This window comes from Streptomyces gelaticus (assembly GCF_014649535.1).
GTDB lineage: Bacteria > Actinomycetota > Actinomycetes > Streptomycetales > Streptomycetaceae > Streptomyces > Streptomyces gelaticus.
Map to the genome: position 1 here is coordinate 113,183 of NZ_BMTF01000018.1, position 23,839 is coordinate 137,021.

A 23,839-nucleotide genomic window follows, 5' to 3' on the forward strand; every position below is an offset into this window, starting at 1 on the left:
GTGGCACCTGTCACGTTTATAGCGCCTGTGGCATCTGTGACGTTTGTGGCGCCTCAGGGCGACGAGGGGCTCACGGGGAGCATCGTCACGGCAGCACGGTCGCGGGCGTCTTCGGCCAGCTCATGCGGATCACTCCGCCGTTGGCTCCCGACCTGACTTCCACATCGTCGACGAGGCCACTGATGACCGCGAGACCCATCTCGTCCTCGCCGTCGGCATCACTCTCATCGAGCCCCGCGCCGGGCGTGGCACCGCGTGTCGTGGCGGGTCCGCCGAGGGCGGGATCGTCCCCCGGTCCGGGGACCTCGTCGCCGACCTCTACGGAGAAGGACTTCTCCTCCTCGATCAGGGCGACGGAGACGGGAGCGGTGATGCCATGGCTGCGATGCAGCCCGACTGCGCGGCTGCAGGCCTCACCGACCGCGAGTCTGACCTCGTCGAGCACGGCTTCGTCCACACCTGCCCGGCGCGCCACGGCGGCCGCCACGAGGCGGGCTGTCCTGACGTGTTCGGGCTGGGCACTGAAGCGGAGTTCAACAGTGGTCATGCGATCCCCCTCAGACGTACGGGCGTGCATCCCAGGGCCGAGCGCGCTGCCCGGTGTCCCTGCTCTTTTCTGTTTTCCGGGCCGAAGGCTCATCTTCCGGGCCGAACGCTCGTCTTCCGGAGCCCCGGAACCATTGGTCCGCCGGCCAGCGGACCGGAGCCGATCTGGCCGACGGAAGGCCCAACCGACGGACGGCGGAGCAGCAGACCATCGGTCGGCTGCCGAACAGCTCGCCGACCGACTGGCCGGCATCCTGTCGGACTCCGACCGCCCGGTTGTCCGGCCTCCGATCGCCTGGCCGGTCCACTGCGCCGACCAGCCGATCGGCCGACCTCACGGCACCGGCTGCCGGGCACGCCCGCGTCGCACCGGCCGCCTGGCGGGCAGCGGGTGCGTCGGCTGCGTGCCGAACCGGCCCCTCGGCCGATCCGACCGGCTTCGGACCGGCCTCGGGCCGACCGTCAGTCGGTGGCCGCGACGGCTTCGTCGACCGTGGTGTGAATGGGGAACACCTTGGTCAGACCAGTGATCCGGAAGATCTTGAGAATGCGCTCCTGGTTGCAGACCAGGCGCAGCGAGCCCTCATGGGCCCGGACACGCTTCAGGCCGCCCACGAGCACGCCGAGGCCGGTGGAGTCGAGGAAGTCGACGCCTTCCATGTCGACAACCAGGTGGTAGCTGCCGTCATTCACCAACTCGACCAACTGCTCGCGCAGCTTGGGCGCGGTATACACATCAATCTCGCCACCGACCTCGACGACCGTACGGTCGCCACCAGGGCCGGACACATTGCGAGTCGACAAGGACAGGTCCACGGATCCTCCAGCACCTTGCTATCGAGCGGTCGCCCCTTGGTCTCCCCGGCGGAGCCAGGGAACAGATCGCCAGCCGCGATGGCATTCAATCACTTACCAGCAGCCATGCACGACGGCTTGGGGCCATTGTCCGTCACGCCAGTGACACACTCGGTGCCGATGGCCAAGAATCACCGCCCCAGTCGACCACCCGGGAACAGCGACACCAGTCACTCTCCCGCCATGGTCCTCGACCGGCTCGCCGCAGTGGCGGGCCGGTCCGCGCGCATCACTCATACGGAGCACTTGCCCCCGCGTGCGGGAACCCATGCCATCTGGCCCGATCGCATCCGGCCGGAAGTCGTCGCCGCGATCCAGCAGGCCGGAATCGATCACCCGTGGGCGCACCAGGCGGCCGCCGCCGAGCACGCCCTGGACGGCGAATCCGTGATCATCGCCACTGGCACGGCCTCCGGCAAGTCGCTCGCCTACCTCGCCCCGGTCCTCAGCGCCCTGCTCGACGGCTCAAAGGCCCCGAACGGCCGCGGCGCCACCGCGCTGTACCTGGCCCCCACCAAGGCCCTGGCCGCCGATCAGAGGCGTGCCGTGAAGCAGCTCGCGGCACCGCTCGGCAATGCCGTCCGGCCCGCGGTCTACGACGGCGACACCCCGGTCGAGGAACGCGAGTGGGTGCGTCAGTACGCCAACTACGTCCTGACCAATCCCGACATGCTGCACCGCGGGATACTCCCGTCCCACCCCCGCTGGTCCTCCTTCCTGCGCGCTCTGCGCTTCGTCGTCATCGACGAGTGCCACACCTACCGCGGTGTCTTCGGCTCCCACGTCGCCCAGGTGGTACGCCGCCTCCGCCGCCTGTGCGCCCGGTACGGCGCCGATCCGGTCTTCCTTCTCGCCTCCGCCACGGCGGCGGACCCCTCCGTCGCGGCCGGCCGCCTCACCGGCCTCCCGGTCGAGGAGGTCGCCGACGACTCCTCGCCCCGCGGCGAGCTGGTCTTCGCGCTGTGGGAGCCGCCCCTGACCGACCTCCACGGCGAGAAGGGCGCCCCGGTCCGACGCACCGCCACCGCCGAGACCGCCGACCTCCTCACCGACCTCACCGTCCAGGGCGTCCGCTCGGTCGCCTTCGTACGTTCCCGGCGCGGCGCCGAGCTGATCTCCGTCATCGCCAAGGAGCGCCTCGCCGAGGTGGACCGTTCCCTGCCTGCCCGGGTCGCCGCCTACCGCGGGGGCTACCTCCCCGAGGAACGCCGTGCCCTGGAGCGCGCCCTGCACTCCGGGCAGCTGCTCGGGCTGGCCGCCACCACCGCCCTCGAACTCGGCATCGACATCTCCGGCCTGGATGCCGTCGTGATCGCCGGCTACCCCGGCACCAGGGCGTCACTGTGGCAGCAGGCGGGCCGCGCCGGACGCTCCGGCCAGGGCGCCCTGGCCGTCCTGGTGGCCCGCGACGACCCGCTGGACACCTTCCTCGTCCACCATCCCGAGGCCCTGTTCCAGCAGCCCGTGGAGTCGACCGTCCTCGACCCGGACAATCCGTACGTCCTCGCCCCCCATCTGTGCGCCGCCGCCGCTGAGCTCCCTCTCACCGATCCGGACCTGGAGCTCTTCGGCCCGGCCGTGGCCGAACTGCTGCCGCAGCTGGAAGCTGCGAAACTGCTGCGCAAGCGGCCATCGGGCTGGCACTGGACCCGCCGCGAGCGCGCCGCCGATCTCACCGACATCCGCGGCGAGGGCGGCCGCCCCGTCCAGATCGTCGAGGAGGGCACCGGCCGACTGCTGGGCACCGTCGACGAATCGGCCGCGCACACCGCCGTCCACGAGGGCGCAGTCCACCTCCATCAGGGCCGCACCTACCTGGTCCGGAAGCTGGACCTGGAGGACTCGGTGGCCCTGGTCGAGGAAGCCGTCCCGCCGTACTCGACCACTGCCCGCGACACCACCTCCATCACCGTCCTGGAGACCGACACCGAGATCCCGTGGGGTGACGGGCGGCTCTGCTACGGCTCGGTGGAGGTCACCAGCCAGGTCGTCTCCTTCCTGCGTCGCAGGCTGCTCACCGGCGAGGTCCTCGGCGAGACCAAGCTGGAACTGCCGCCCCGCACCCTGCGCACCCGCGCCGTCTGGTGGACGGTCACCGAGGACCAGCTCGACGCCGCCCGCATCAACCCGGAGATCCTGGGCGGCACCCTGCACGCAGCGGAGCACGCGTCGATCGGAATGCTGCCGCTCTTCGCCACCTGCGACCGGTGGGACATCGGTGGCGTCTCCGTGCCGCTGCACCCGGACACCCTGCTGCCGACGGTCTTCGTGTACGACGGCCACCCGGGCGGTGCCGGATTCGCCGAGCGGGCCTTCCACACCGCCCGTGCGTGGCTGACCGCGACCCGCCAGGCCATCGCGTCCTGCGAGTGCGAGGCGGGCTGCCCGTCCTGCGTCCAGTCCCCCAAGTGCGGCAACGGCAACGAACCACTTCACAAACGCGGTGCCGTGCGCCTGCTCACCGAACTCCTGCGATGTGCGCCTCCGGCCCCCGGGAATCCCGACCCGACGGAACCGCCGGAGCCGTACGAGCCGTGGGAGGCCCGGACGGAGAAGGCCGGGGCGGAGGAGGCCGGGACGGTGGCACCGGCCCGGGAGACCCGGGAGCAGCCTTCGGAGGGCCGGCCCTGGACCTGACCGCCGGTTCGTACGGCCCGAAACCCACCCGGGCCGTCACATCGGCCACCTCCCCGTGCACCGCACACCTGACCACCACGGCTCCCTGCGCCGCGGCCACCCGCTCGGCGGCGCCGCAGGCAGCCCCAGGGCCTTGCAGGGCCCTGTCGGCCGCCGCCAGGGCCGCCAGGTCCGCCGCACCACCCGCCCGGTGCCGAACAGCCACCACCTGCCCGAGGGCCAGCACGACCGCAAACACCGCGCACAACGTGGCCGTGGTCATCGCAACCCATACCGTGGCCAAGCCCCGGTCCCCGTCCGCCGCCGCCCTGCTCCCGCGCAGCCGCGCACGGGCGACCGCTCGCAGCCTTGCAAGAGCGACCGCTTGCAGCCGCGCGAGGCCGGCCGTACGCCCCCTCCACAGGCTCTCCCCGGTCACTGCGTCACCCCCACCGTGTCCTCGGCCAGTGCCGCCGCCTCCGCGTGAAGCTTCAGGGCCAGTGGTCCCGGCCCCGGCATCGACGCCGCCACCCGCACCCGCCACAGCTCCCCGGTCCGTTCCATCGCGACTTCGGCCCCGCCGGGTGCCGCCGAACGGGCGGCCTCCAGCACCTGGGCCTCCGGCTCGGAACGCGCAGCCGCTCTCGCCCCGGCCCTCGCCGCGTCCACGCACCTGATCTGGGCGGAGGCGGCCATCAGCGCCCACACCAGCGTCAGGGCGAACACCACCAGCACCGGAATCGCCATGGCCGCTTCCGCCGTCACCGCGCCCCGATCTGCTCGGCACCCGGCATTCCCGCTCCCCCCGCTTCCGCCACTCTCAGAACTTCGCATCGAGCGCGTCTTTCAACAGGGACTGCAGCGCGGACATAACCGGCTGGCTGGTGACCACCTTGTAGAGCACCGCCGCGAACGCACAGGCCGCGATCGTCCCCACCGCGTATTCGGATGTCGTCATTCCGTCGTCCGACCGGACTCGGCGCACCATGCCATGCGCCCAGCCCTTGATTCGCCGTACCATTTCAACCCCCGCGAAATGAAATTCCTCATTCATACTGAATGGCTTTACTCGCACTTTTCGGTCATCCGATGCGCAGCAGCCCGGTTGCCAGACCGATCACCACCGGCGCCACCCCGACCATCAGGAACGCGGGCAGAAAACAGAGTCCGACGGGGGCGGTGACCGCCACCCCTGCCCGCTGGGCACGAGCCACGGCCGCACTCGCACGCTCGGCCCGCATCGCCTCGGCCAGCCGCGCCACCGGCTCCGCCGCCGGAGCTCCGGTCGCCCCCGCCCGGTCCAGGCAACGGGCCAGCGCCCCGGCACCCGGTATTTCCGCGAACCGCCCCCAGGCCGCCGTGGGTTCACCGCCGAGACGGATCTCCGCAGCCGTCCGCGCCAGGCGCACGCCGACCGGCCCACCGAGCGATTCCCCCACCGCCTCTGCAGCCTCCCGGGGCCCGGCCCCGGCCGAGATGCAGGCGGCCAACAGGTCGGCCGCCAACGGGAGCTGGCGGGCGACCTCCGCCAACTCGGCCTTCCTGGGCCCTGGTTCGGGTCTGCTTCGGGCCCGCTGCCAGCGCCAGGCGCCGTACGCCCCCGCCAGCCCCGCAACGCACCCCGGCAGGCCGCCGACCAGAGCCCATCCCGCTGCCACAGCGCCCACCGGCGCGACCCACTCCTTCGCCCGGACACCGGACGCCGGATGCCCGCGGCCCTGCCCACAGCCGTACCTCCGCCCACGCCGACGTCTCTGCACGCCGATCGCCATCAGCACCACGCCCCGGCGGCGCACCGTCCGCCTTCGCCGCAGTGCCGCCAGCGCGAAGGCCGTACCAGCGACCACGCTCAACACCGCGCACACCACCGCCGCCCGGTGGACGGCTTCGCCGATGCCCCCGCTCACGCCGCCTCCCCAGCTCGTACGATCCGGCCGGCCCAGTACAGCCCGGCTGCCTCCAGCACTCCGCCCGTCGCCAGACAGGCCAGCCCGGCCGGCGTGTGCAGCAGCACCCTCAACGGGTCGGCCCCGAGTGCCGCCCCCAGCCCCAGGCCCAGCACCGGGAGCAGCGCCAGTACGGCCACCGTCGACCAGGCACCCGCCAGCTGGGCCCGTAGCTCCTCCCGTCTGCGCCGCTCGGCCCGCAACGCGCCCTCCAGGCGGTCCAGACCCGCCGCGAGCCCGGCCCCTCCGTCGGCCGCCACCCGCCAGCAGGCCGCCACCCCGGCAAGCCCGTCCAGCCCCGGCTCCCGCGCCGCCTGCCGGAGCGCCCCCGGCACATCGCCACCGAATCGCGCCGCAGCGGACACACCGGCCTCCGCCGCCCCCATCACCCCGGTACCACGGACAGCGACAAGCAACGCCTGGCCCGGTTCGTGTCCGGCCCGCAGCTCGCCCACGACCGCACCGCACAGCGCCACCACCCCGGCCGCCCGGCGTTCCCGCTCCTTGCTCCGGGCCCGCCTCCGCAGCCACCGCCGAACCAGCGGCACCGCTACCGCCCCGGCCAGCAACGGCAGCACGGACTCCCCCAGCACGGATAAGGCCAGGGCCACCGGGAGGCAGAGCCACTCCCGCCGCTCCTTCAGCCGCTCCAGTACCCGCGCCCCGGCCCGCTCCCAGCGGGCACGCAGCGGCGGCCGATCCAGCTCGTCGACGAACAGCACCCGAGCCCTCCGTAGCCCGTGGTCCCGCGCCACCACCAGCCAGGCCGCCACCCCGACGCACAGAACCACCGCACAGCTCGCGCCCGGGGGCAGCCCCGTCGGCACCCCGGTCACAGTGCATCCCCGATCATCGAGCGCAGCCGCTCCCAGCCCCGCTCCCGTACGAATCCATCGGCGCCCCAGCGCAGCGCGGGCACGGTCACGACCAGCCCCGCCGTGTCCCGCTCCAGGACCTGCACCTCGGCAATGCGACGCTGTCCGGTCCGGTCCCGCACGAGATGGACCACCACCGACAGCGCGGCGGCCAACTGACTGTGCAGCGCTGTCCGGTCCAGCCCCGCCGCCGTCCCCAGCGCCTCCAGACGAGCCGGTACGTGCTCGGCCGCATTGGCGTGAACCGTCCCGCAGCCGCCTTCGTGGCCAGTGTTCAGAGCGGCCAGGAGCTCGGTGACCTCGGCTCCGCGCACCTCTCCGACCACCAGCCGGTCGGGCCGCATCCGCAGTGCCTGCCGCACCAGGTCCCGGAGCGTCACCCGCCCCGCCCCCTCCTGGTTGGCGGGGCGCGACTCCAGGCGCACCACATGGGGATGGTCCGGCCGCAGCTCCGCGGAGTCCTCGGCGAGCACGATTCGCTCCCGCTTCCCGACCGCACCCAGCAGACTCGACAGAAGAGTCGTCTTTCCCGCACCCGTCCCTCCGCTGATCAGATACGAGACCCGGGCCTCCACCAGAGCCCGCAGTACCCTGTCGCCGCCCGGCGGTACCGTTCCCGCCACGACCAGCTCGGCCAGTGCAAAGGCCCTGGGCCGCACCACCCGCAGCGACAGACATGTCGAGCCGACGGATACCGGCGGCAGCACGGCGTGCATACGGGTGCCGTCCGGGAGCCTCGCGTCCACCCAGGGGCGGGCGTCGTCCAGCCGACGCCCCGCCACGGCGGCCAGCCGCTGGGCCAGCCTGCGCACCGCGGCGGCGTCCGTGAAGGTCACCCCGGTGAGTTCCAGGCCGCCGCCCCGGTCCACCCATACCCGGTCCGGCGAGGAGACCAGCACATCCGTCACCTCCGGATCGCTGAGCAACGGCTCCAGCACCCCGGTGCCGACCAGCTCGCCACGCAACTCGTCGGCCGCACCGAGCACTTCGGCATCCCCTAGCAGCCTCCCCTGGGCCCGCAGCGCGGCCGCCACCCCGGCCGGGGTCGGTGCCGTGCCGCTCTGTGCGAGCCGCTGCCGTACGGCATCGAGCAGCGTCTCCGTCATGACACACCTCCACCGGCGCGTCCCCCCGCGCCCTCCGATGCGAGCGCCCGTTCCCAGAACGCAGCACAGAACCTGGCCAGCGGACCGCGCGCACTGCCACCCGGCGGCACACCCCCGTCCTGGGCGTCCGACAGCCCGGCGTCGAGCGGGAGTTCACCGGCGAGCGGCAGCCCCAGCGCCTGTGCCACCCACCGCTCGTCGAGGCCCGCTGCGTACGGCCCGCGGGACACCAGCCGCAGATCGTCCAGAACCATCCCGGCCATCGATGCCACACGCTTCGCCGCCGCTACCGCGCGAAGCTCACCCGGAACCACCAACAGCCCGAGGTCCAGCTGCGCGAGCGCCTCGGCCACCGATTCGTCGACCCGACGCGGCAGATCGACGACGACCACCCCGCCGAGCCTGCGTGCGGCAGCCAGCACGGCCCGCATGGCCTGCGGCGGAATGACCACCCAGTCGTCGCGGCCCCAGCTGAGCACGCGCAGCCCGTGCAGCGCCGGCAGCGACTCCTCCAGCGCGCCTCCACCGACCCGCCCCTTGGAGTGGGCAAAATCCGGCCATCGCATCCCCTCGGCCCGTTCACCACCGAGCAGTACGTCGATGCCACCGCCGAGTGGGTCACCGTCGATCAGCATGGTCCGCCGACCAACTCTGGCTGCGGTCACCGCGAGGGCGCAGGCCAGCGTGGACGCGCCGGAGCCTCCCCGGCCGCCGATCACTCCCACGGTGAGCGCCGGCCGGCCCACGCCTTCCGCCGCGTTGGCGATCTGGTCGACGAGCCAGCTCTCCGAATCGGGCAGCCTGAGCACATATTCGGCCCCGATCTCCACAGCACGGCGCCAGACGTCCGGGGCGTCCTGATCCCGGCCAACGAGCATCACGCCCCGCCGACGCACCGCCCCTCGGCACCGCTGGGCGGCATCGTCGCCCACCAGGACCATCGGCGCTTGTTCCCAACTGCCTCTGTTTTCGGGCAGCGAGTGATGAACTTCCGGTTCCGCTCCAGCGGCCGCACACAGCCTCAGCAGATCATCGAGCAGTTCCACATCCTCGGTCACGATCAGCGGTCCGCCCCGCCGCACTCCGGCGGCCGACAGAGGATCCCGTGCGATGGACTCGGTCACGATCTCCGCTCCCCCTTCTCACTGCAGCTTCATCGCGGATCGCGGTGATCTCGGAGTGTTCCTGGACCAGCGATTCCACGACCGCGGACTTCGCGGCTGGAATCACCGTGCAGCGCTTCGGGAAATCGTGTGGATCTTGCTCAAAAACTGTGGACAACTCCACCGTTGTGAATAACTCCGTCGCCCAAACCGGCGACTTCCGGAGCGCAGCCCTTCCGCTACACACCGTGACGGGTCATGATGGCGGGGGACGGAACGAGCAGGGAGCCGTCGCGACCGAGTGGAGGCGGAATCCTTGATTCCGAACGACAGAAACGCATCCGGACATGCGACGACCCCCGCCGGGGGGGAGAGCGGGGGTCGTCCCCACGGCCGACTCGGGGGGGGAGGAGCCGGACCGGGTTAGCACGGTCGCGAACGATCCGTGACTTCCATGGTGTACCCGAGAGCCTTCTCAGGCAAACCCACGCGCCGGAGTTTACGCCGAATGGCGCCCCCCTATGCTCTGCCTTGTGGAAAACCGCTTCTTGCCGCGCACAGCCGCCTTCTTTGACCTGGACAAGACGGTCATTGCGAAGTCTTCGACGCTGACCTTCAGCAAGTCCTTCTACCAAGGCGGACTGATCAACCGCCGAGCTGTACTGCGCACTGCGTACGCACAGTTCGTGTTCCTTGCCGGGGGTGCAGATCACGACCAGATGGAGCGGATGCGGGAATATCTCTCCGCACTCTGCAAGGGCTGGAACGTCCAGCAAGTGAAGGAAATCGTCGCCGAGACCCTGCACGATCTGATCGACCCCATCATCTACGACGAAGCCGCGACACTCATCGAAGAGCATCACACCGCCGGACGCGATGTGGTGATCGTTTCGACCTCGGGCGCCGAGGTCGTCGAACCGATCGGCGAGCTGCTCGGCGCCGACCGGGTCGTTGCCACCCGAATGGTCGTCGGCGACGACGGCTGCTTCACCGGCGAGGTCGAGTACTACGCGTACGGGCCGACCAAGGCCGAGGCGATCAGGTCCCTCGCAGTGTCGGAGGGATACGACCTCTCACGCTGCTACGCCTACAGCGACTCCGCCACGGATGTACCGATGCTGGAGTCGGTCGGCCATCCGCACGCGGTCAATCCGGATCGCGCGCTGCGACGCGAAGCGACCCTCCGCGAGTGGCCGATTCTCGTCTTCAACCGGCCGGTCCGGCTCAAGCAGCGACTGCCGGCGTTCTCGTTGCCGCCACGCCCGGCGTTGGTCGCGGCGGCAGCGGTGGGTGCGGCCGCCGTCACGGCGGGGCTGGTCTGGTACACCTCCCGCCGCCGCGTCGGCACGACCTCCGCCTGACACGCACCCGCCCCGGACGGAGGCTCGGCATGGACTCCACCAAGGGCGGCATCGAATTATCCAACTCACCCGTAATTGAACCTAAAAGTAAAGAAGTGTGGCCAGCACTACCGCTCACCCCGGCTCTGGAGTACAAATGACTCAACGGCCCGCGAGACCAAGGACATCCGAGAGGATTACCTGTAACGCAGAGAAGGCCCCACGGACCGAGCATGAAAACCGAGCACCCACGCGACGTCGACCCGTCGATTACGGGCCAGCCGCACCAGGGAAACGGGCAAAGCAACCCGACCTGATGGGCATATATCGAGGACGCATGGTAACTGGGTAGACATGCCAGCGGCGGTACCGAGGACGGTACCGCCGCAACCCTTTTTTCAGACAGTGAAGTCGACGCGGTGAAGACAATTCGGCGAAGTTACCGCAATGAAGTTACTTCGATGGATTTATCTCGACGCACATCGCGGCGCACTTCGCCGCGTCCGCCACGACGCACCCACAACGCAGCACCCCCTGCTACGCAGCGCCGCGCTGCAGCGCCTCGCACACCGCCGTCGACTCTCTGACACCCAGCTCCACGGAGCGTCCGCAGTGCGCGATCCAGGCCGCCATCCCCTCCGGCGTTCCGGACAGGTAGCCCTCGAACGCCGCGATGTACGCCGCACGCCCCTGTTCGGCGTGGCCCACCTCGGCGGGGCAGATCGACTTGGGGTCGAGCCCGCTCCCGACCAGCACGATCCGCTCGGCGGTCCGCGCCACAAGGCCGTTGCACGAGCCGAAGGGACGCAGGGCCAGCAGTTCACCGTGCACGACCGCCGCCGTCACCAGCGCGGGAGCCGAAGTGCCCGAGAGAATCAGCCCGGAGAGCCCCTCCAGCCGCCCGGCCACCTCACCGGCATCCGGCAGCGGCGCCTCGACCAGCGGCTCGTCCACGGACTCGCCCACCAGCCTCGGCCGGCCGACGGCGTCGTCGGGTGCCGCCCCGCCGGCCGCGACCAGATGCAGCCGCGCCAGCACCCGCAGCGGTGACTGCCGCCAGATGGAGAGCAGTTGACCCGCTTCGGCGGTCAGCCGCAGGGCCGCCCCGATCACCTGCGCCTCGTCGTCACCGCTGAAGTCGGTACGCCGTCGCACCTCCTCCAGGTTCCAGTCGGCACCGGACAGCGCCGCCGAGCCCCGGGCACCGCGCAGCGCCGCCTCCGCGGTGACCTCATTGCTGCGGCGCCGCATGACGCGGTGGCCGTAGACCCGGTCGACGGCCTTGCGTACGGAGTCCACCGCATCGGCGACGCCCGGCAGGGCACCGAGGGCGGCGAGCGGATCAGAGGCAGTCGTACTCATAGGTAACGAGGCTACGCGCCCCCTGCACCGATGCCGCCCGGGAGTGGTCTTCTTCACGAAGAGCGACAGCGGACCGCGATTGCGCCGCTACCCTAGGTGAACATGAAGATCGCTTTCGTAGGGAAGGGCGGCAGCGGCAAGACGACGCTGTCCTCGCTCTTCATCCGCCACCTCGCCGCCAATGAAGCCCATGTCGTCGCGGTGGACGCCGACATCAACCAGCACCTCGGGGCCGCACTCGGCCTCGACGACCAGGAGGCTGCCGCGCTGCCCGCCATGGGAGCACACCTGCCTCTGATCAAGGAGTATCTGCGCGGCAGCAACCCCCGTATCGCCTCCGGTGAGACGATGATCAAGACGACTCCGCCCGGTGAGGGCTCCCGGCTGCTGCGGGTCCGCGAGGACAACCCGATCTATGACGCATGCGCCCGTACGGTCCGGCTCGACGACGGGGAGATCCGTCTGATGGCCACCGGGCCGTTCACCGAGTCGGATCTGGGCGTGGCCTGCTACCACTCCAAGGTCGGCGCGGTCGAGCTCTGCCTCAACCATCTCGTCGACGGCCCCGACGACTATGTCGTCGTCGACATGACGGCGGGCTCGGACTCCTTCGCTTCGGGGATGTTCACCCGCTTCGACATGACGTTCCTGGTCGCGGAGCCGACCCGTAAGGGCGTCTCGGTCTATCGCCAGTACAAGGAGTACGCGCGGGACTTCGGCGTCGCGTTGAAGGTCATCGGCAACAAGGTTCAGGGCGAGGACGATCTGGAGTTCCTGGGCGCCGAGGTCGGCGACGACCTGCTGGTCACCGTCGGGCACTCCGACTGGGTACGGGCGATGGAGAAGGGCCGCCCCGCTCGCTTCGAGCTGCTGGAGGCGGACAACCGGATGGCTCTGCAAGCGCTGCAGAACGCCGCGGAGGATTCGTACGAACAGCGGGATTGGGGGCGCTACACGCGGCAGATGGTGCACTTCCATCTGAAGAACGCGGAGAGCTGGGGCAATGAGAAGACCGGCGCCGATCTGGCCGCCCAGGTCGACCCGGCCTTTGTCCTGGACGAGCGGTACGCGCAGGACGGTGCCGCTCAGCCCGCCTGACCCTCGGCACCCCGTCGACGGAATTCGCGCCCCCTCCGCGGAGCCGTTGCACGCCCGAGCGCCGGGACGGGATCGGTTCTCCGACCCGCCCGGCGCTCGACGCGCGATCCTGCTGCCCGACCCGTCCGGCGCATGACACGTCGGCCGCAGCCGAGGGCCGCGCGGCTCAGCGGTCGTGCCCGATGGTTCCCGGGGCACGCTTATCGGCCTCCGCGGCCCGGCCGGTTCCGGAGGACCCCGCTCGACCGAGGAACGCGGTCGCCCCCTTCTCGGGTGCCTGGCCGTCTTCGAGCGTGCCGAGCTTCGTCGGCGTCGCCGGATCCTGCGCGTCCAGCCGGTCGGTGAGCTGCCGGAGGGACACTCAGCGCACGCCTTCCTTCATACAGACCGTCGCGATGGCCTCCTCGACGGCGCGCATGTAGGTGCCGCCGTTCCCGGACTCGAAGTGGTTGCCGGTGATCAGCGGGGCACGGTTTCCGCCGTACGAGCGGTCGAATGCCTGGAGCAGGCCGTCGCGCATCCGGTTGCCCCAGTACTCGTGCTGGTCCGGGTCGCCCTGTGTCGTTCCGGACTGGTTCAACATGAAGTTGTAGTCCATCGGCAGGTTCTCGAACTCGCGGCCCGGCACGGGTACGAGCTGCATCGACAGGTCCCAGAGGTCAGCGCGACGGCCACGGCCCCAGGGCGACCCGCCCAGCGCCCCTGTTCTCGGCGGCTCTCGTCGTGGCAGCCGTCATCCACCCACCTCTCCCTTGCAGGAATTTTGTCGAAGTGCCGACAAGGCGCGGTCAAGTTCGCACACGGCTTCGCTGGATCAGTACGACAGGCCGAATGAAAAGATGCTTATTCACTTGAATGGGTGGCCATCCGGTTCATTTGACCTCAAGCATGGACACGAATCTTTACTCTCCATTACGATCCGTTTACTGAGAGTTGAGATATCCCGCCGCTGCACGCCGTGACCCAAGGCCGCGTCCCCACATTCCGCGACCGCGCTGCCCCGGAGGAGACGGGAACATGTCCGCTTGCGTCCCCACTCGCCACAACCGCACATCCCGTAGCTCGCGCCCGCCGCGCGCCTCGGGAGTCAAGCGACCACACAGCCCGCCGCCACCCCGCGGCGGACGCTTCCGTATTGCGGGCGCCGACCTGTCCGCATCGATCACGGTCTTCCTGCTCGCCGTCCCCATGTCGCTCGGCCTCGCCGTCGCCATGGACGCCCCGCTGGAAGCCGGCCTCATCTCCGCCGCGATCGGCGGCATCGTCGCCGGGCTGCTCGGCGGCACCCCACTCCAGGTCAGCGGCCCGTCCGCCGGACTGACCGTGGTCACAGCCGAGTTGATCCAGATCTACGGCTGGCGCACCACCTGCGCCATCACCATCGGCGCCGGACTCCTGCAGATCCTGCTGGGCTCGCTGCGGGCGGCGCGCAGCGCCCTCGCCGTCAGCCCCGCCATCGTCCACGGCACCCTCGCAGGCATCGGCGTGGCCATCGCACTCGCCCAGTTGCACATCGTGCTCGGCGGTTCACCGCAGAGTTCTGCCGTCGCCAACGCCCTCGCACTTCCCGACCAGTTGGACCGGGTGAGTCCGGCCGCGCCGCTCATCGGTGTACTGACCATCGCGGTCCTGGTCCTGTGGTCACGGCTTCCGGGCCGGGTCGGCAGCGGTGTACGACGGATTCCGGCCGCGCTCGCCGCAGTGGTGACCGCTACGGCGGTGGCCGCGATCGCCGCCCCCGGGATCGCACGGGTCGATCTGCCGTCCTGGCGCTCGCACGCCCTGCCCGAGATGCCGCACGGCCCCATACTCGCCCTGGCGACCGCCGTGTTCACGGTAATGCTGGTGGCCAGTCTGGAGTCGCTGCTCGCCGCGGTGGCCGTGGACAAACTGTCGGCCGCGCCTACACACTCGGCACCGGCACCGGCCACGCCGTCCGACTCACCCTGCTCACCCGGCTCACCCGGCTCACCCGGCTCACCCGGCTCACCCGGCTCAACCCTCTCGACCGGCTCACCCGGCTCGACCGCCTCGCCCACGCCGCCCGCCAGACGCGCCGATCTCGACCGTGAGCTGCGCGCGCAAGGCATCGCCAACACCTTGTCCGGGCTGGTGGGCGGGCTGGCCGTGTCCGGCGGCGCGGTGCGCAGCTCGGCGAACGTACGCGCCGGGGCAACCGGGCGCGCCTCCACCGTGCTGCACGGCGTCTGGGTGCTGCTCGCCACCGGGCTGCTGGTCACGGTGCTGGAATGGATCCCGTTGGCCGCGCTCGCCGCGCTGGTGATGACGGTCGGTATCCAGATGGTGAGCTTCGCCCACATCCGCAACGTCCACAAGCATCGCGAATTCCTGGTGTACGGGGCGACGATCACCGGCGTGATCCTCTTCGGCGTACTCAAGGGCGTGACGATCGGCATCGCGGTGGCGGTGGCGGTCGCCCTCCACCGGCTGGCCCGGACCCGGATCACGGTCACCGACCAGGGTGAACAGCATCTGGTCGTTGTACGGGGCCAGTTGACGTTCTTCGCGGTGCCCCGCCTCAGCCGCGCGCTCGGCCAGCTGCCCCCTGGCGGCGATGTCGTCGTCGAACTGGACGGCTTCTTCATGGACCATGCGGCGTACGAGGCGATCCAGGACTGGAGCACCGCCCAGACCGCGCACGGCGGCAGGGTCGTGTTCACCGGCAGGTCAGGCGGCCAAATCGCCGAGCCCGCTTCGGCGGCGCACTCCTGTTGCCGTCCTTGGACACCCTGGCGCAACCACCACTGCCACGACGGGCCCGGCCGTACACCCGAAGCCGACTACAACCTCAGCAGCCACTTCATCAACCCTTCCGCCGATGCCCACCCCGGCGCCGACCGCACCAACACATCCCACGACACACCACACAGCACCCCCACCACCACCCCCGCCCCGGCCCCCAGCACGGACCCCGCACTCCACAGCCCCCACGGCCGGGCCGCCGACCCGTCCTCCGCGGCTGCCCGTAGGGCCGGGGGCAATCGACTGATCAGCGGCCTCAGTTCGTTCCAGCGCAACACCGCTCCGCTGGTGCGCGACGAGTTGGCCAGGCTGGCCGCCGAGGGGCAGCGCCCCTCCCAGCTCTTCATCACCTGCGCGGACTCCCGCCTGGTCACCAGCATGATCACGGCGAGCGGTCCGGGCGACCTGTTCACCGTGCGCAACATCGGCAATCTGGTGCCCCTGCCGAACGCCGAGTCGGGCGACGACTCGGTGGGTGCGGCGATCGAGTACGCGGTGGACGTACTGAAGGTGGAGTCCATCACCGTCTGCGGGCACTCCGGCTGCGGAGCGATGCAGGCGTTGCTCGGCACCAGACCGGACCCGGGGATTCCACCCACGTCCCTGTGGCGGTGGCTGAGACATGGGCTGCCCAGCCTGGAGCGGATGGCGTCCCGGCACCACGCCTGGGCCCGGATCTCGGGGAGGCTGCCGACCGATGCGCTGGAGCAGCTCTGCCTCACCAATGTGGTCCAGCAACTGGACCATCTACGGGCACACGAATCGGTCGCGCGGCGGCTCGCCGAGGGCACGCTCCGGCTGCACGGCATGTACTTCCATGTGGGTGAGGCCCAGGCCTATCTGCTGACCGAGGGGGCGAGCAGCGGGCTGGAGCTCGACGAGGTTTTCGACCGCGTGGGCCCCGGCGACCCCTCCGGCCCCAGCGACCCCTCCGGTCCGGGCGAGTTGGAACGAACCGGCGTCTGAACCGTCTTTGCCCCGGGTCCGTGAGATCTTGTGGTCCTGCCTCCGCGCCATGTCACACCGCACCGTGCCACGTCGCATGCGGTTGCGGATGCGGGACCGCGTCTCCATACACGAGACACAGGTCTAAACCAATTCCGCGCAGGCACTTGTCACCTGGCCTTTGGCCTGATGAGCTATGCGAGGGACACAACGGACACCCTGGGAATGGGAGATGTCGTGAGCAACGAAAGCCTGGCCAATCTGCTCAAGGAGGAGCGGCGGTTCGCACCGCCTGCCGATCTGGCCGCCGACGCCAACGTCAAAGCGGAGGCGTACGAGCAGGCCGAGGCGGACCGGCTGGGCTTCTGGGCCGAGCAGGCCCGTCGCCTGACCTGGGCCACGGAGCCGACCGAGACGCTCGACTGGAGCAACCCGCCCTTCGCGAAGTGGTTCGCGGACGGCAAGCTCAACGTCGCGTACAACTGCGTGGACCGTCACGTCGAGGCCGGCAACGGCGACCGGGTCGCCATCCACTTCGAGGGCGAGCCCGGCGACAGCCGCGCCATCACCTACGCACAGCTCAAGGACGAGGTCTCCCGGGCCGCCAACGCGCTCATCGAGCTCGGTGTCGGCAAGGGCGACCGCGTCGCCGTCTATCTGCCGATGATCCCGGAGGCCGCCATCGCGATGCTGGCCTGCGCCCGCATCGGCGCCGCCCACTCCGTGGTCTTCGGCGGCTTCTCCGCCGATGCCATCGCCGCCCGCATCCAGGACGCGGACGCCAAGGTCGTCATCACCGCCGACGGTGGCTACCGCCGCGGCAAGCCGTCCGCGCTCAAGCCCGCCGTGGACGACGCCGTCTCCCGTATCGACGGCGTCGAGCACGTCCTCGTGGTACGGCGCACGGGCCAGGACACCGCCTGGACCGAGGGCCGCGACGTCTGGTGGCACGAGATCACCGGCCGCCAGTCCGCCGAGCACACCCCCGAGGCCTTCGAGGCGGAGCAGCCGCTCTTCATCCTCTACACCTCCGGCACGACGGGTAAGCCGAAGGGCATCCTGCACACCTCCGGCGGCTACCTGACGCAGGCGGCGTACACCCACAACGCGGTCTTCGACCTCAAGCCGGAGACCGATGTCTTCTGGTGCACCGCCGACATCGGCTGGGTGACCGGCCACTCGTACATCGTCTACGGTCCGCTGGCCAATGGCGCGACGCAGGTCATGTACGAGGGCACGCCCGACTCCCCGCACCAGGGGCGTTTCTGGGAGATCGTGCAGAAGTACGGCGTCACGATCCTCTACACCGCGCCGACCGCGATCCGTACGTTCATGAAGTGGGGTGACGACATCCCCGCCAAGTTCGACCTGAGCAGTCTCCGGATCCTCGGCTCGGTCGGCGAGCCGATCAACCCCGAGGCATGGATGTGGTATCGCAAGCACATCGGCGCCGACAAGTGCCCGATCGTGGACACATGGTGGCAGACCGAGACCGGCGCGATGATGATCGCGCCGCTGCCGGGCGTGACGGAGACCAAGCCGGGCAGCGCCCAGCGCGCCCTGCCCGGTATCTCGGCCACGGTTGTCGACGACGAGGCCAACGAGGTTCCGAACGGCGGGGGCGGCTATCTCGTCCTCACCGAGCCGTGGCCGTCGATGCTCCGCACCATCTGGGGCGACGACCAGCGCTTCATCGACACCTACTGGTCGCGCTTCGAGGGCAAGTACTTCGCGGGCGACGGCGCCAAGAAGGACGAGGACGGCGACATCTGGCTGCTCGGCCGGGTCGACGACGTGATGCTCGTGTCCGGGCACAACATCTCGACCACCGAGGTCGAGTCCGCGCTCGTGTCCCACCCCTCGGTCGCCGAGGCGGCCGTGGTCGGTGCCGCAGACGAGACGACCGGCCAGTCCATCGTCGCCTTCGTGATTCTGCGCGGCACGGCCGACGCCTCCGACAAACTCGTCGCCGAGCTGCGCAACCACGTCGGTGCCACGCTCGGCCCGATCGCCAAGCCGAAGCGGATCCTGCCGGTCGCCGAGCTCCCGAAGACCCGCTCGGGCAAGATCATGCGCCGTCTGCTGCGCGATGTCGCCGAGAACCGCGAGCTGGGGGACGTCACGACGCTGACCGACTCCTCGGTCATGTCCCTCATTCAGACCCAGCTGCCGTCGTCCCCTTCCGAGGGCTGACCACGGCGTTCGAGGACTGACCACAGCCTCCGAAGACCGGCCCCGGCCGGCAGCGGCACCTCCCCGAGGGGCATCCGGCAACGCGCCGGATGCCCCTCGGGCATTTAAGGTGAAGATCACCGGATACAGCCCCGCACGCCCCCGGTACAGTGGCAGCTGCGTCAACAAAGCAACAAGAAATCTCCACAGGGGTGCCGGGAAGTCTGGTCGGCAAGTGCATCAGCCATGCCATCGCTGCCGTACCGACCCGGAGGTCTCCGCCTGTGGCCGCGCCCGCCCCCACCCCCGCACCCCCTTCTCCCTCCCGCCGCACCTTTCTCGGGAGGCTCTCCCTCCCCGAGCGGAACTACCTCGCCAACGCCCTGCGCACGGAGACCGTCGGCGGCGTCATTCTGCTGGTCGCCGCGATAGCCGCCCTGGTGTGGGCGAACGCCTTCGGTTCCAGTTACGCGTCCATCAGTGACTTCCACTTCGGCCCGGAGTCGCTGGGTCTCAACCTCTCCGTGGCGCACTGGGCGGCGGACGGACTGCTCGCGATCTTCTTCTTCGTCGCGGGCGTCGAGCTCAAGCGGGAACTGGTCGCCGGCGAACTGCGCGATCCCAAGGCGGCCGCCCTCCCGGTCGTCGCCGCGCTCTGCGGAATGGCGGTTCCGGCCCTCGTCTACACACTGGTGAACGTGGTCGGCGGCGGTTCGACGGACGGCTGGGCCGTCCCCACCGCCACCGATATCGCCTTCGCGCTCGCCGTACTCGCTGTCATCGGCACCTCGCTGCCGAACGCGCTGCGCGCCTTCCTGCTGACCCTCGCCGTCGTCGACGACCTCTTCGCGATCCTGATCATCGCCGTCTTCTTCACCGAGCGGATCAACTTCATGGCACTGGCCGGCGCCGTCATCGGGCTGGCCGTCTTCTGGCTGCTGCTGCGCAGGAACGTACGCGGCTGGTACATCTACGTCCCGCTCGCCGTGGTCATCTGGGGCCTGATGTACAACAGTGGCATCCACGCCACGATCGCCGGTGTCGCCATGGGACTGATGCTCCGCTGCACCCGCCGGGAGGGCGAGAGCCACTCACCCGGCGAGCACATCGAGCACCTGGTCCGCCCGCTGTCGGCCGGTCTCGCCGTGCCGCTCTTCGCGCTCTTCTCAGCCGGCGTCTCCCTCTCCGGCGGCGCGCTGGCGGACGTCTTCATCCGGCCCGAGACGCTCGGCGTCGTCCTGGGCCTCGTCGTCGGCAAGACCGTGGGCATCTTCGGCGGTACGTGGCTGGCCGCCCGCTTCACCAAGGCGGAGCTGAACAAGGACCTCGCCTGGGCGGATGTCTTCGCGGTCGCCACACTCGCCGGGATCGGTTTCACCGTCTCTCTGCTCATCGACGAGCTGGCCTTCGTCGGCGACGAGGACATGATCAACCGGGTCAAGGCGGCCGTGCTGCTCGGTTCCCTGACGGCCGCCGTACTCGCTGCCGTACTGCTCAAACTCCGGGTACGCAGATACCAGGCGCTGTACGAGGCGGAGGAGCTCGACGAGGACGAGGACGGGGTACCCGATATCTACGAGCAGGACGACCCGGAGTACCACCTGCGGATGGCCGCGATCCACGAGAAGAAGGCGGCCGAGCACCGCCGCCTTGCCCAACTGGCGGGGGCAGCGAGCAACGAGCCGGACCGTCCGGCATGATCTGACACCAGATGTATTGAGCAGGAACAGGAGAGGGAGTCAGGGATGAGCGACCCCGGCAACAACGCGGGCAGCGCCGACCGCAGTCTCGGGCAGCTGGTCGCCGCGGCGACAGCCGAGATGTCCGCACTGGTGCACGACGAGATCGCCCTGGCCAAGGCCGAGGTACGGCAGGACGTCAAGCGCGGCGTCGCCGGAAGCGTGGCGTTCATCGTTGCGGGCGTGCTGATCCTGTTCGCGGTGCCGGTGCTGAGCTTCGCGGCGGCGTACGGAATCCACAATCTGGGGCTCGGGCTCGCCTGGTCGTTCCTGATCGTGGGCGTCGCCTTCATCGTGCTGGGGCTGCTGTTCGCGCTGTTCGCCGTGGCCAAGCTCAAGAAGGTGAAGCCGCCGGAGAAGTCCATCGCTTCGGCGAAGCAGACGGCGGCCGTGCTCCAGGGCGTCAAACCGCACCCGCGGCCGGCCGTCACGGCGGGGACGAGCCGGCCGGCCGTCTCTGGCAGCACGCTGGCGGGCACGGCCATGGAGAAGGCTCCGGTCCAGGACAAGGGCTCCTCTGTGGCACGCTCGTCCACATGACGGTCCCCGATTCCAGCGCATTCGACCCAGAAGGTCCGGCACGCCCCGTAGGCTCCGTAGGTCCGGCAGGCCCGGTTGGCCCCGCAGGCCCGGAAGGTCGGGCAGCCCCTGCGGGCAAGGACGGCCGGGCAGGATCGAACAACCCAGCAGTCCCGAACCCTGCGGCACCGGGCTCTGCCGTCCCCGGCTCCGCCGTCCCGGGCAGCTCCGGCGGGCCCGTACGGATCGAGGGCCCGTGGACCCACCGGGACGTGGCGGCCAACGGCGCCCGCTTCCACATCGCCGAGCTCGGCGAGGGGCCGCTGGTACTGCTGCTGCACGGGTTCCCGCAGTTCTGGTGGACCTGGCGCCACCAGCTCACCGCACTGGCCGGCGCCGGTTTCCGGGCCGTCGCGATGGATCTGCGCGGGGTCGGCGGCAGCGACCGTACGCCGCGGGGTTACGACCCCGCCAACCTGGCGCTCGACATCACCGGCGTGATCCGCTCGCTCGGCGAACCGGACGCGGCCCTGGTCGGCCACGACATGGGCGGCTACCTCGCCTGGACAGCCGCGGTGATGCGACCGAAGCTGGTGCGCCGTCTCGTGGTCTCCTCGATGCCGCATCCGCGCCGCTGGCGCTCCTCGATGCTCTCCGACTTCGCGCAGTCCCGGGCCGGCTCGTACATCTGGGGCTTCCAGCGCCCATGGGTACCGGAGCGTCAGCTCGTCGCGGACGACGCGGCGTTGGTCGGCCGACTGATCCACGAATGGGCCGGACCCCGGACCCCGGACTTCCCCGACGACGCGACGGTGGACGTCTACCGGCGCGCGATGTGCATCCCGTCGACGGCGCACTGCTCGATCGAGCCGTACCGCTGGATGGTCCGTTCCCTCGCCCGTCCGGACGGGATCCAGTTCAACCGGCGGATGAAGCTGCCGGTGCGGGTACCTACGCTGCATCTGCACGGTTCACTCGATCCGGCGATCCGCACGCGGAGCGCGGCGGGCTCCGGCGAGTACGTCGAAGCGCCGTACCGTTGGCGACTTTTCGACGGTCTGGGACACTTCCCGCACGAGGAGGACCCGGCCGGGTTCTCGGCCGAACTCATCAGCTGGCTCAAGGATTCCGAGCCCGATCGGTAGCCGTACGGGCACAGGTGTCCGACGGACGGCCAATTGCCCGGCGCATAGGCCAATTGGCTGACGGATGGGCGGTTACCGACCATGAGGCACGGGCAGACGTCCCGGTATGGGCTGGACGCACGACTTCGGTGACACAGCACGCAACCGCCGCTCGACCGCCACGGCGGGTTTGAGCGCTCATGAGGGGGGCGGCCCCCAGGGCCGGGTGCACGATATGCATGTTCTGCATGATCCCCGGCTCGGTATTCCGCGCATTCTGCGCCGGCGGGCCCGCTGGGTCTCGGCGCGGCTGCGCCATCCACGCGGATGATCTCCGCCCTGCCCGGCCGGTGAACACTCGCCGGCCGGGCGGGTCTTCACCACGGCTCTCCCGGGCCTCGGCGCGCCGCGCCGCACCCGGGCCCTGCCGCTCAGGGACAGGCACTCAGGGGCAGGTGCTCAGAGCGCGCAGGCCTGACTGTCGACCTGCTGGTTGGCGGAGCGGCCGCGCTGGATGTCCTGACGGATCTCGTCGGCCGTCAGCGCGTAGCCGGTCTCGGGGTCGTCGAGCGACTTGGCGAAGACGACGCCGTACACCTGGCCGCCGGGGGTCAGCAGCGGTCCGCCGGAGTTGCCCTGACGGACCGTCGCGAAGAGCGAGTACACATCGCGGTGCACGGTGCCCCGGCGGTAGATGTCCGGGCCCTTGGCACCGATACGGCCCCGGACGCGCGCGGCCCGTACGTCGTACGAGCCGTTCTCCGGGAAGCCCGCGACGATGGCGCCGTCCCCCGTCCGGGCGTCGTGGTCGGTGTCGGCGAACTTCAGCGGCTTCGCTTCGAGGTCAGGTACGTCGAGCACGGCGATGTCGCGCTGCCAGTCGTACAGGACGACCTTCGCGTCGTACAGCCGGCCTTGGCCGCCGATCTGGACGGTCGGCTCGTCGACGCCGCCGACGACGTGCGCGTTGGTCATCACCCGGCGGTCGGAGAAGACGAAGCCGGTGCCTTCGAGGACCTTGCCGCAGCTCGGGGCCGTACCGACGACCTTGACGATGGACTTCTTGGCGCGGGCCGCGACGGGGCTGCCCACCAGCGCCGGGTCCGGCGCCTGGACCTCGGTGATCGGCTCGTTGGCGAACGGGCTGAATACCTGCGGGAAGCCGTTCTGCGCGAGGACCGAGGAGAAGTCCGTGAACCAGGTGGAGGCCTGTGTGGGCATCACCCGGGAGATGCCGAGCAGCACCGAGGAGCTGCGGACCTCCTTGCCCAGTGTCGGCAGTGAGGTGCCGGCCAGTGCGGAGCCGATCAGCCAGGCGACCAGCAGCATCGCGACGACGTTGACCAGGGCGCCGCCGGTGGCGTCGAGGGCGCGCGCGGGCGACCAGGTGATGTATCGGCGGAGCTTGTTGCCGAGGTGGGTGGTGAATGCCTGGCCCACCGAGGCGCAGACGATCACGATGACGACGGCGACGACGGCAGCCGTCGACGAGATCTCGGAGCCGTTCGTCAGCTGGTCCCACAGGACCGGCAGCAGGTAGACGGCGACGAGACCGCCGCCCAGGAAACCGATCACCGACAGAATGCCGACCACGAACCCCTGTCGGTAGCCGATGACCGCGAACCACACGGCGCCGGCCAGCAGCAGGATGTCCAGCACGTTCACCGTCTATAGCCTCGCAGATTCGTCACCGGGCCCGTTCCTCTTCGGCTGGGTCCGGGCAGGGCCGG

Annotated in this window: 19 protein-coding genes and 2 pseudogenes; 9 read left to right on the plus strand and 12 right to left on the minus strand. The window is 70.2% G+C overall.

What is annotated here, in order from left to right; translation table 11 throughout:
• Positions 1-85 precede the first annotated feature (85 nt).
• Positions 86-547: an ATP-binding protein gene (locus tag IE107_RS24155; protein WP_189546201.1), complete on the minus strand. Its 462-nt coding sequence runs from the start codon at positions 545-547 to the stop codon at positions 86-88.
• A gap of 461 nt (positions 548-1,008) precedes the next feature.
• Positions 1,009-1,362, minus strand: coding sequence for an STAS domain-containing protein (locus IE107_RS24160; protein WP_003967428.1), 354 nt, complete (start codon positions 1,360-1,362; stop codon positions 1,009-1,011).
• A gap of 78 nt (positions 1,363-1,440) precedes the next feature.
• Between IE107_RS24160 and sftH the strand changes: the two genes are divergently transcribed.
• Complete coding sequence (sftH, locus tag IE107_RS24165) at positions 1,441-4,038, plus strand: DEAD/DEAH box helicase (RefSeq protein ID WP_229867195.1); 2,598 nt, start codon at positions 1,441-1,443, stop codon at positions 4,036-4,038.
• Positions 4,039-4,078: 40 nt separating this feature from the next.
• Here the strand turns inward: sftH and IE107_RS35240 are convergent.
• From IE107_RS35240 to ssd, 7 genes and pseudogenes are all read right to left on the minus strand, one after another.
• A pseudogene (locus IE107_RS35240) lies at positions 4,079-4,300 on the minus strand (Rv3654c family TadE-like protein); the annotation flags it as partial.
• 152 nt (positions 4,301-4,452) lie between these two features.
• Entirely contained in the window at positions 4,453-4,851 is a 399-nt protein-coding gene (locus tag IE107_RS24175) for a TadE family type IV pilus minor pilin (protein ID WP_189546203.1), read from the minus strand.
• Complete coding sequence (locus IE107_RS24180) at positions 4,838-5,038, minus strand: DUF4244 domain-containing protein (protein ID WP_189546272.1); 201 nt, start codon at positions 5,036-5,038, stop codon at positions 4,838-4,840. The genes IE107_RS24175 and IE107_RS24180 overlap by 14 nt, the downstream gene beginning before the upstream one ends.
• Before the next feature lie 61 nt (positions 5,039-5,099).
• Complete coding sequence (locus IE107_RS24185; RefSeq protein ID WP_373302485.1) at positions 5,100-5,924, minus strand: type II secretion system F family protein; 825 nt, start codon at positions 5,922-5,924, stop codon at positions 5,100-5,102.
• The gene (locus IE107_RS24190) at positions 5,921-6,799 is read right to left on the minus strand and encodes a type II secretion system F family protein (RefSeq protein ID WP_229867196.1); all 879 of its coding nucleotides are present in this window, start codon (positions 6,797-6,799) and stop codon (positions 5,921-5,923) included. Before IE107_RS24190 ends, IE107_RS24185 begins: the two co-directional genes overlap by 4 nt.
• Positions 6,796-7,944 (minus strand): TadA family conjugal transfer-associated ATPase, encoded by a 1,149-nt coding sequence (locus IE107_RS24195; protein ID WP_189546205.1) that lies wholly within the window; start codon positions 7,942-7,944, stop codon positions 6,796-6,798. The genes IE107_RS24190 and IE107_RS24195 overlap by 4 nt, the downstream gene beginning before the upstream one ends.
• Positions 7,941-9,002 carry a septum site-determining protein Ssd gene (gene ssd, locus IE107_RS24200; RefSeq protein ID WP_189546275.1) on the minus strand — a complete coding sequence of 354 codons (1,062 nt, stop codon included), beginning with the start codon at positions 9,000-9,002 and terminating at the stop codon, positions 7,941-7,943. The genes IE107_RS24195 and ssd overlap by 4 nt, the downstream gene beginning before the upstream one ends.
• Positions 9,003-9,568: 566 nt before the next feature.
• Here ssd and IE107_RS24205 point away from each other — a divergent pair.
• Positions 9,569-10,408 (plus strand): HAD family hydrolase, encoded by an 840-nt coding sequence (locus IE107_RS24205; protein ID WP_189546207.1) that lies wholly within the window; start codon positions 9,569-9,571, stop codon positions 10,406-10,408.
• 516 nt (positions 10,409-10,924) lie between these two features.
• Here the strand turns inward: IE107_RS24205 and IE107_RS24210 are convergent.
• Complete coding sequence (locus tag IE107_RS24210) at positions 10,925-11,749, minus strand: Fic family protein (RefSeq protein WP_189546209.1); 825 nt, start codon at positions 11,747-11,749, stop codon at positions 10,925-10,927.
• 102 nt (positions 11,750-11,851) lie between these two features.
• Between IE107_RS24210 and IE107_RS24215 the strand changes: the two genes are divergently transcribed.
• Positions 11,852-12,847 (plus strand): ATP-binding protein, encoded by a 996-nt coding sequence (locus IE107_RS24215; RefSeq protein WP_189546211.1) that lies wholly within the window; start codon positions 11,852-11,854, stop codon positions 12,845-12,847.
• Between the two features lie 166 nt (positions 12,848-13,013).
• On the opposite strand, the pseudogene IE107_RS24220 reads toward IE107_RS24215, so the two are convergent.
• A pseudogene (locus tag IE107_RS24220) lies at positions 13,014-13,508 on the minus strand (polysaccharide deacetylase family protein); the annotation flags it as partial.
• Between the two features lie 356 nt (positions 13,509-13,864).
• Between IE107_RS24220 and IE107_RS24225 the strand changes: the two are divergent.
• The 6 genes from IE107_RS24225 (at position 13,865) to IE107_RS35245 (ending at position 22,440) form a co-directional block, all read left to right on the plus strand.
• Complete coding sequence (locus tag IE107_RS24225; RefSeq protein WP_189546213.1) at positions 13,865-16,576, plus strand: SulP family inorganic anion transporter; 2,712 nt, start codon at positions 13,865-13,867, stop codon at positions 16,574-16,576.
• Positions 16,577-16,780: 204 nt separating this feature from the next.
• Positions 16,781-18,748: an acetate--CoA ligase gene (acs, locus tag IE107_RS24230; protein ID WP_189546215.1), complete on the plus strand. Its 1,968-nt coding sequence runs from the start codon at positions 16,781-16,783 to the stop codon at positions 18,746-18,748.
• 263 nt (positions 18,749-19,011) lie between these two features.
• Positions 19,012-20,427 carry a Na+/H+ antiporter NhaA gene (nhaA, locus tag IE107_RS24235; RefSeq protein WP_189546217.1) on the plus strand — a complete coding sequence of 472 codons (1,416 nt, stop codon included), beginning with the start codon at positions 19,012-19,014 and terminating at the stop codon, positions 20,425-20,427.
• A gap of 45 nt (positions 20,428-20,472) precedes the next feature.
• Entirely contained in the window at positions 20,473-21,006 is a 534-nt protein-coding gene (locus IE107_RS24240) for a phage holin family protein (protein ID WP_189546219.1), read from the plus strand.
• Positions 21,003-22,130 carry an alpha/beta fold hydrolase gene (locus IE107_RS24245; RefSeq protein WP_189546221.1) on the plus strand — a complete coding sequence of 376 codons (1,128 nt, stop codon included), beginning with the start codon at positions 21,003-21,005 and terminating at the stop codon, positions 22,128-22,130. The genes IE107_RS24240 and IE107_RS24245 overlap by 4 nt, the downstream gene beginning before the upstream one ends.
• A 106-nt stretch (positions 22,131-22,236) precedes the next feature.
• A complete protein-coding gene (locus tag IE107_RS35245) occupies positions 22,237-22,440 on the plus strand; it encodes a hypothetical protein (protein WP_229867197.1) in 204 nt (67 codons plus the stop codon).
• 128 nt (positions 22,441-22,568) lie between these two features.
• Here IE107_RS35245 and IE107_RS24250 read toward each other — a convergent pair whose 3' ends face one another.
• Positions 22,569-23,774 (minus strand): MarP family serine protease, encoded by a 1,206-nt coding sequence (locus tag IE107_RS24250; RefSeq protein WP_189546222.1) that lies wholly within the window; start codon positions 23,772-23,774, stop codon positions 22,569-22,571.
• Positions 23,775-23,839 lie beyond the last annotated feature (65 nt).

Coding starts and splice junctions, on each gene's coding strand:
- IE107_RS24240 (WP_189546219.1), top strand. CDS start 20,473: ATGAGCGACCCCGGCAACAACGCGGGCAGCGCCGACCGCAGTCTCGGG.
- IE107_RS24155 (WP_189546201.1), bottom strand. CDS start 547: ATGACCACTGTTGAACTCCGCTTCAGTGCCCAGCCCGAACACGTCAGG.
- IE107_RS24245 (WP_189546221.1), top strand. CDS start 21,003: ATGACGGTCCCCGATTCCAGCGCATTCGACCCAGAAGGTCCGGCACGC.
- IE107_RS35245 (WP_229867197.1), top strand. CDS start 22,237: ATGGGCTGGACGCACGACTTCGGTGACACAGCACGCAACCGCCGCTCG.
- IE107_RS24225 (WP_189546213.1), top strand. CDS start 13,865: ATGTCCGCTTGCGTCCCCACTCGCCACAACCGCACATCCCGTAGCTCG.
- IE107_RS24205 (WP_189546207.1), top strand. CDS start 9,569: ATGCTCTGCCTTGTGGAAAACCGCTTCTTGCCGCGCACAGCCGCCTTC.
- sftH (WP_229867195.1), top strand. CDS start 1,441: ATGGCATTCAATCACTTACCAGCAGCCATGCACGACGGCTTGGGGCCA.
- IE107_RS24210 (WP_189546209.1), bottom strand. CDS start 11,749: ATGAGTACGACTGCCTCTGATCCGCTCGCCGCCCTCGGTGCCCTGCCG.
- IE107_RS24215 (WP_189546211.1), top strand. CDS start 11,852: ATGAAGATCGCTTTCGTAGGGAAGGGCGGCAGCGGCAAGACGACGCTG.
- acs (WP_189546215.1), top strand. CDS start 16,781: ATGGGAGATGTCGTGAGCAACGAAAGCCTGGCCAATCTGCTCAAGGAG.
- IE107_RS24195 (WP_189546205.1), bottom strand. CDS start 7,944: ATGACGGAGACGCTGCTCGATGCCGTACGGCAGCGGCTCGCACAGAGC.
- IE107_RS24180 (WP_189546272.1), bottom strand. CDS start 5,038: ATGGTACGGCGAATCAAGGGCTGGGCGCATGGCATGGTGCGCCGAGTC.
- IE107_RS24175 (WP_189546203.1), bottom strand. CDS start 4,851: ATGCGAAGTTCTGAGAGTGGCGGAAGCGGGGGGAGCGGGAATGCCGGG.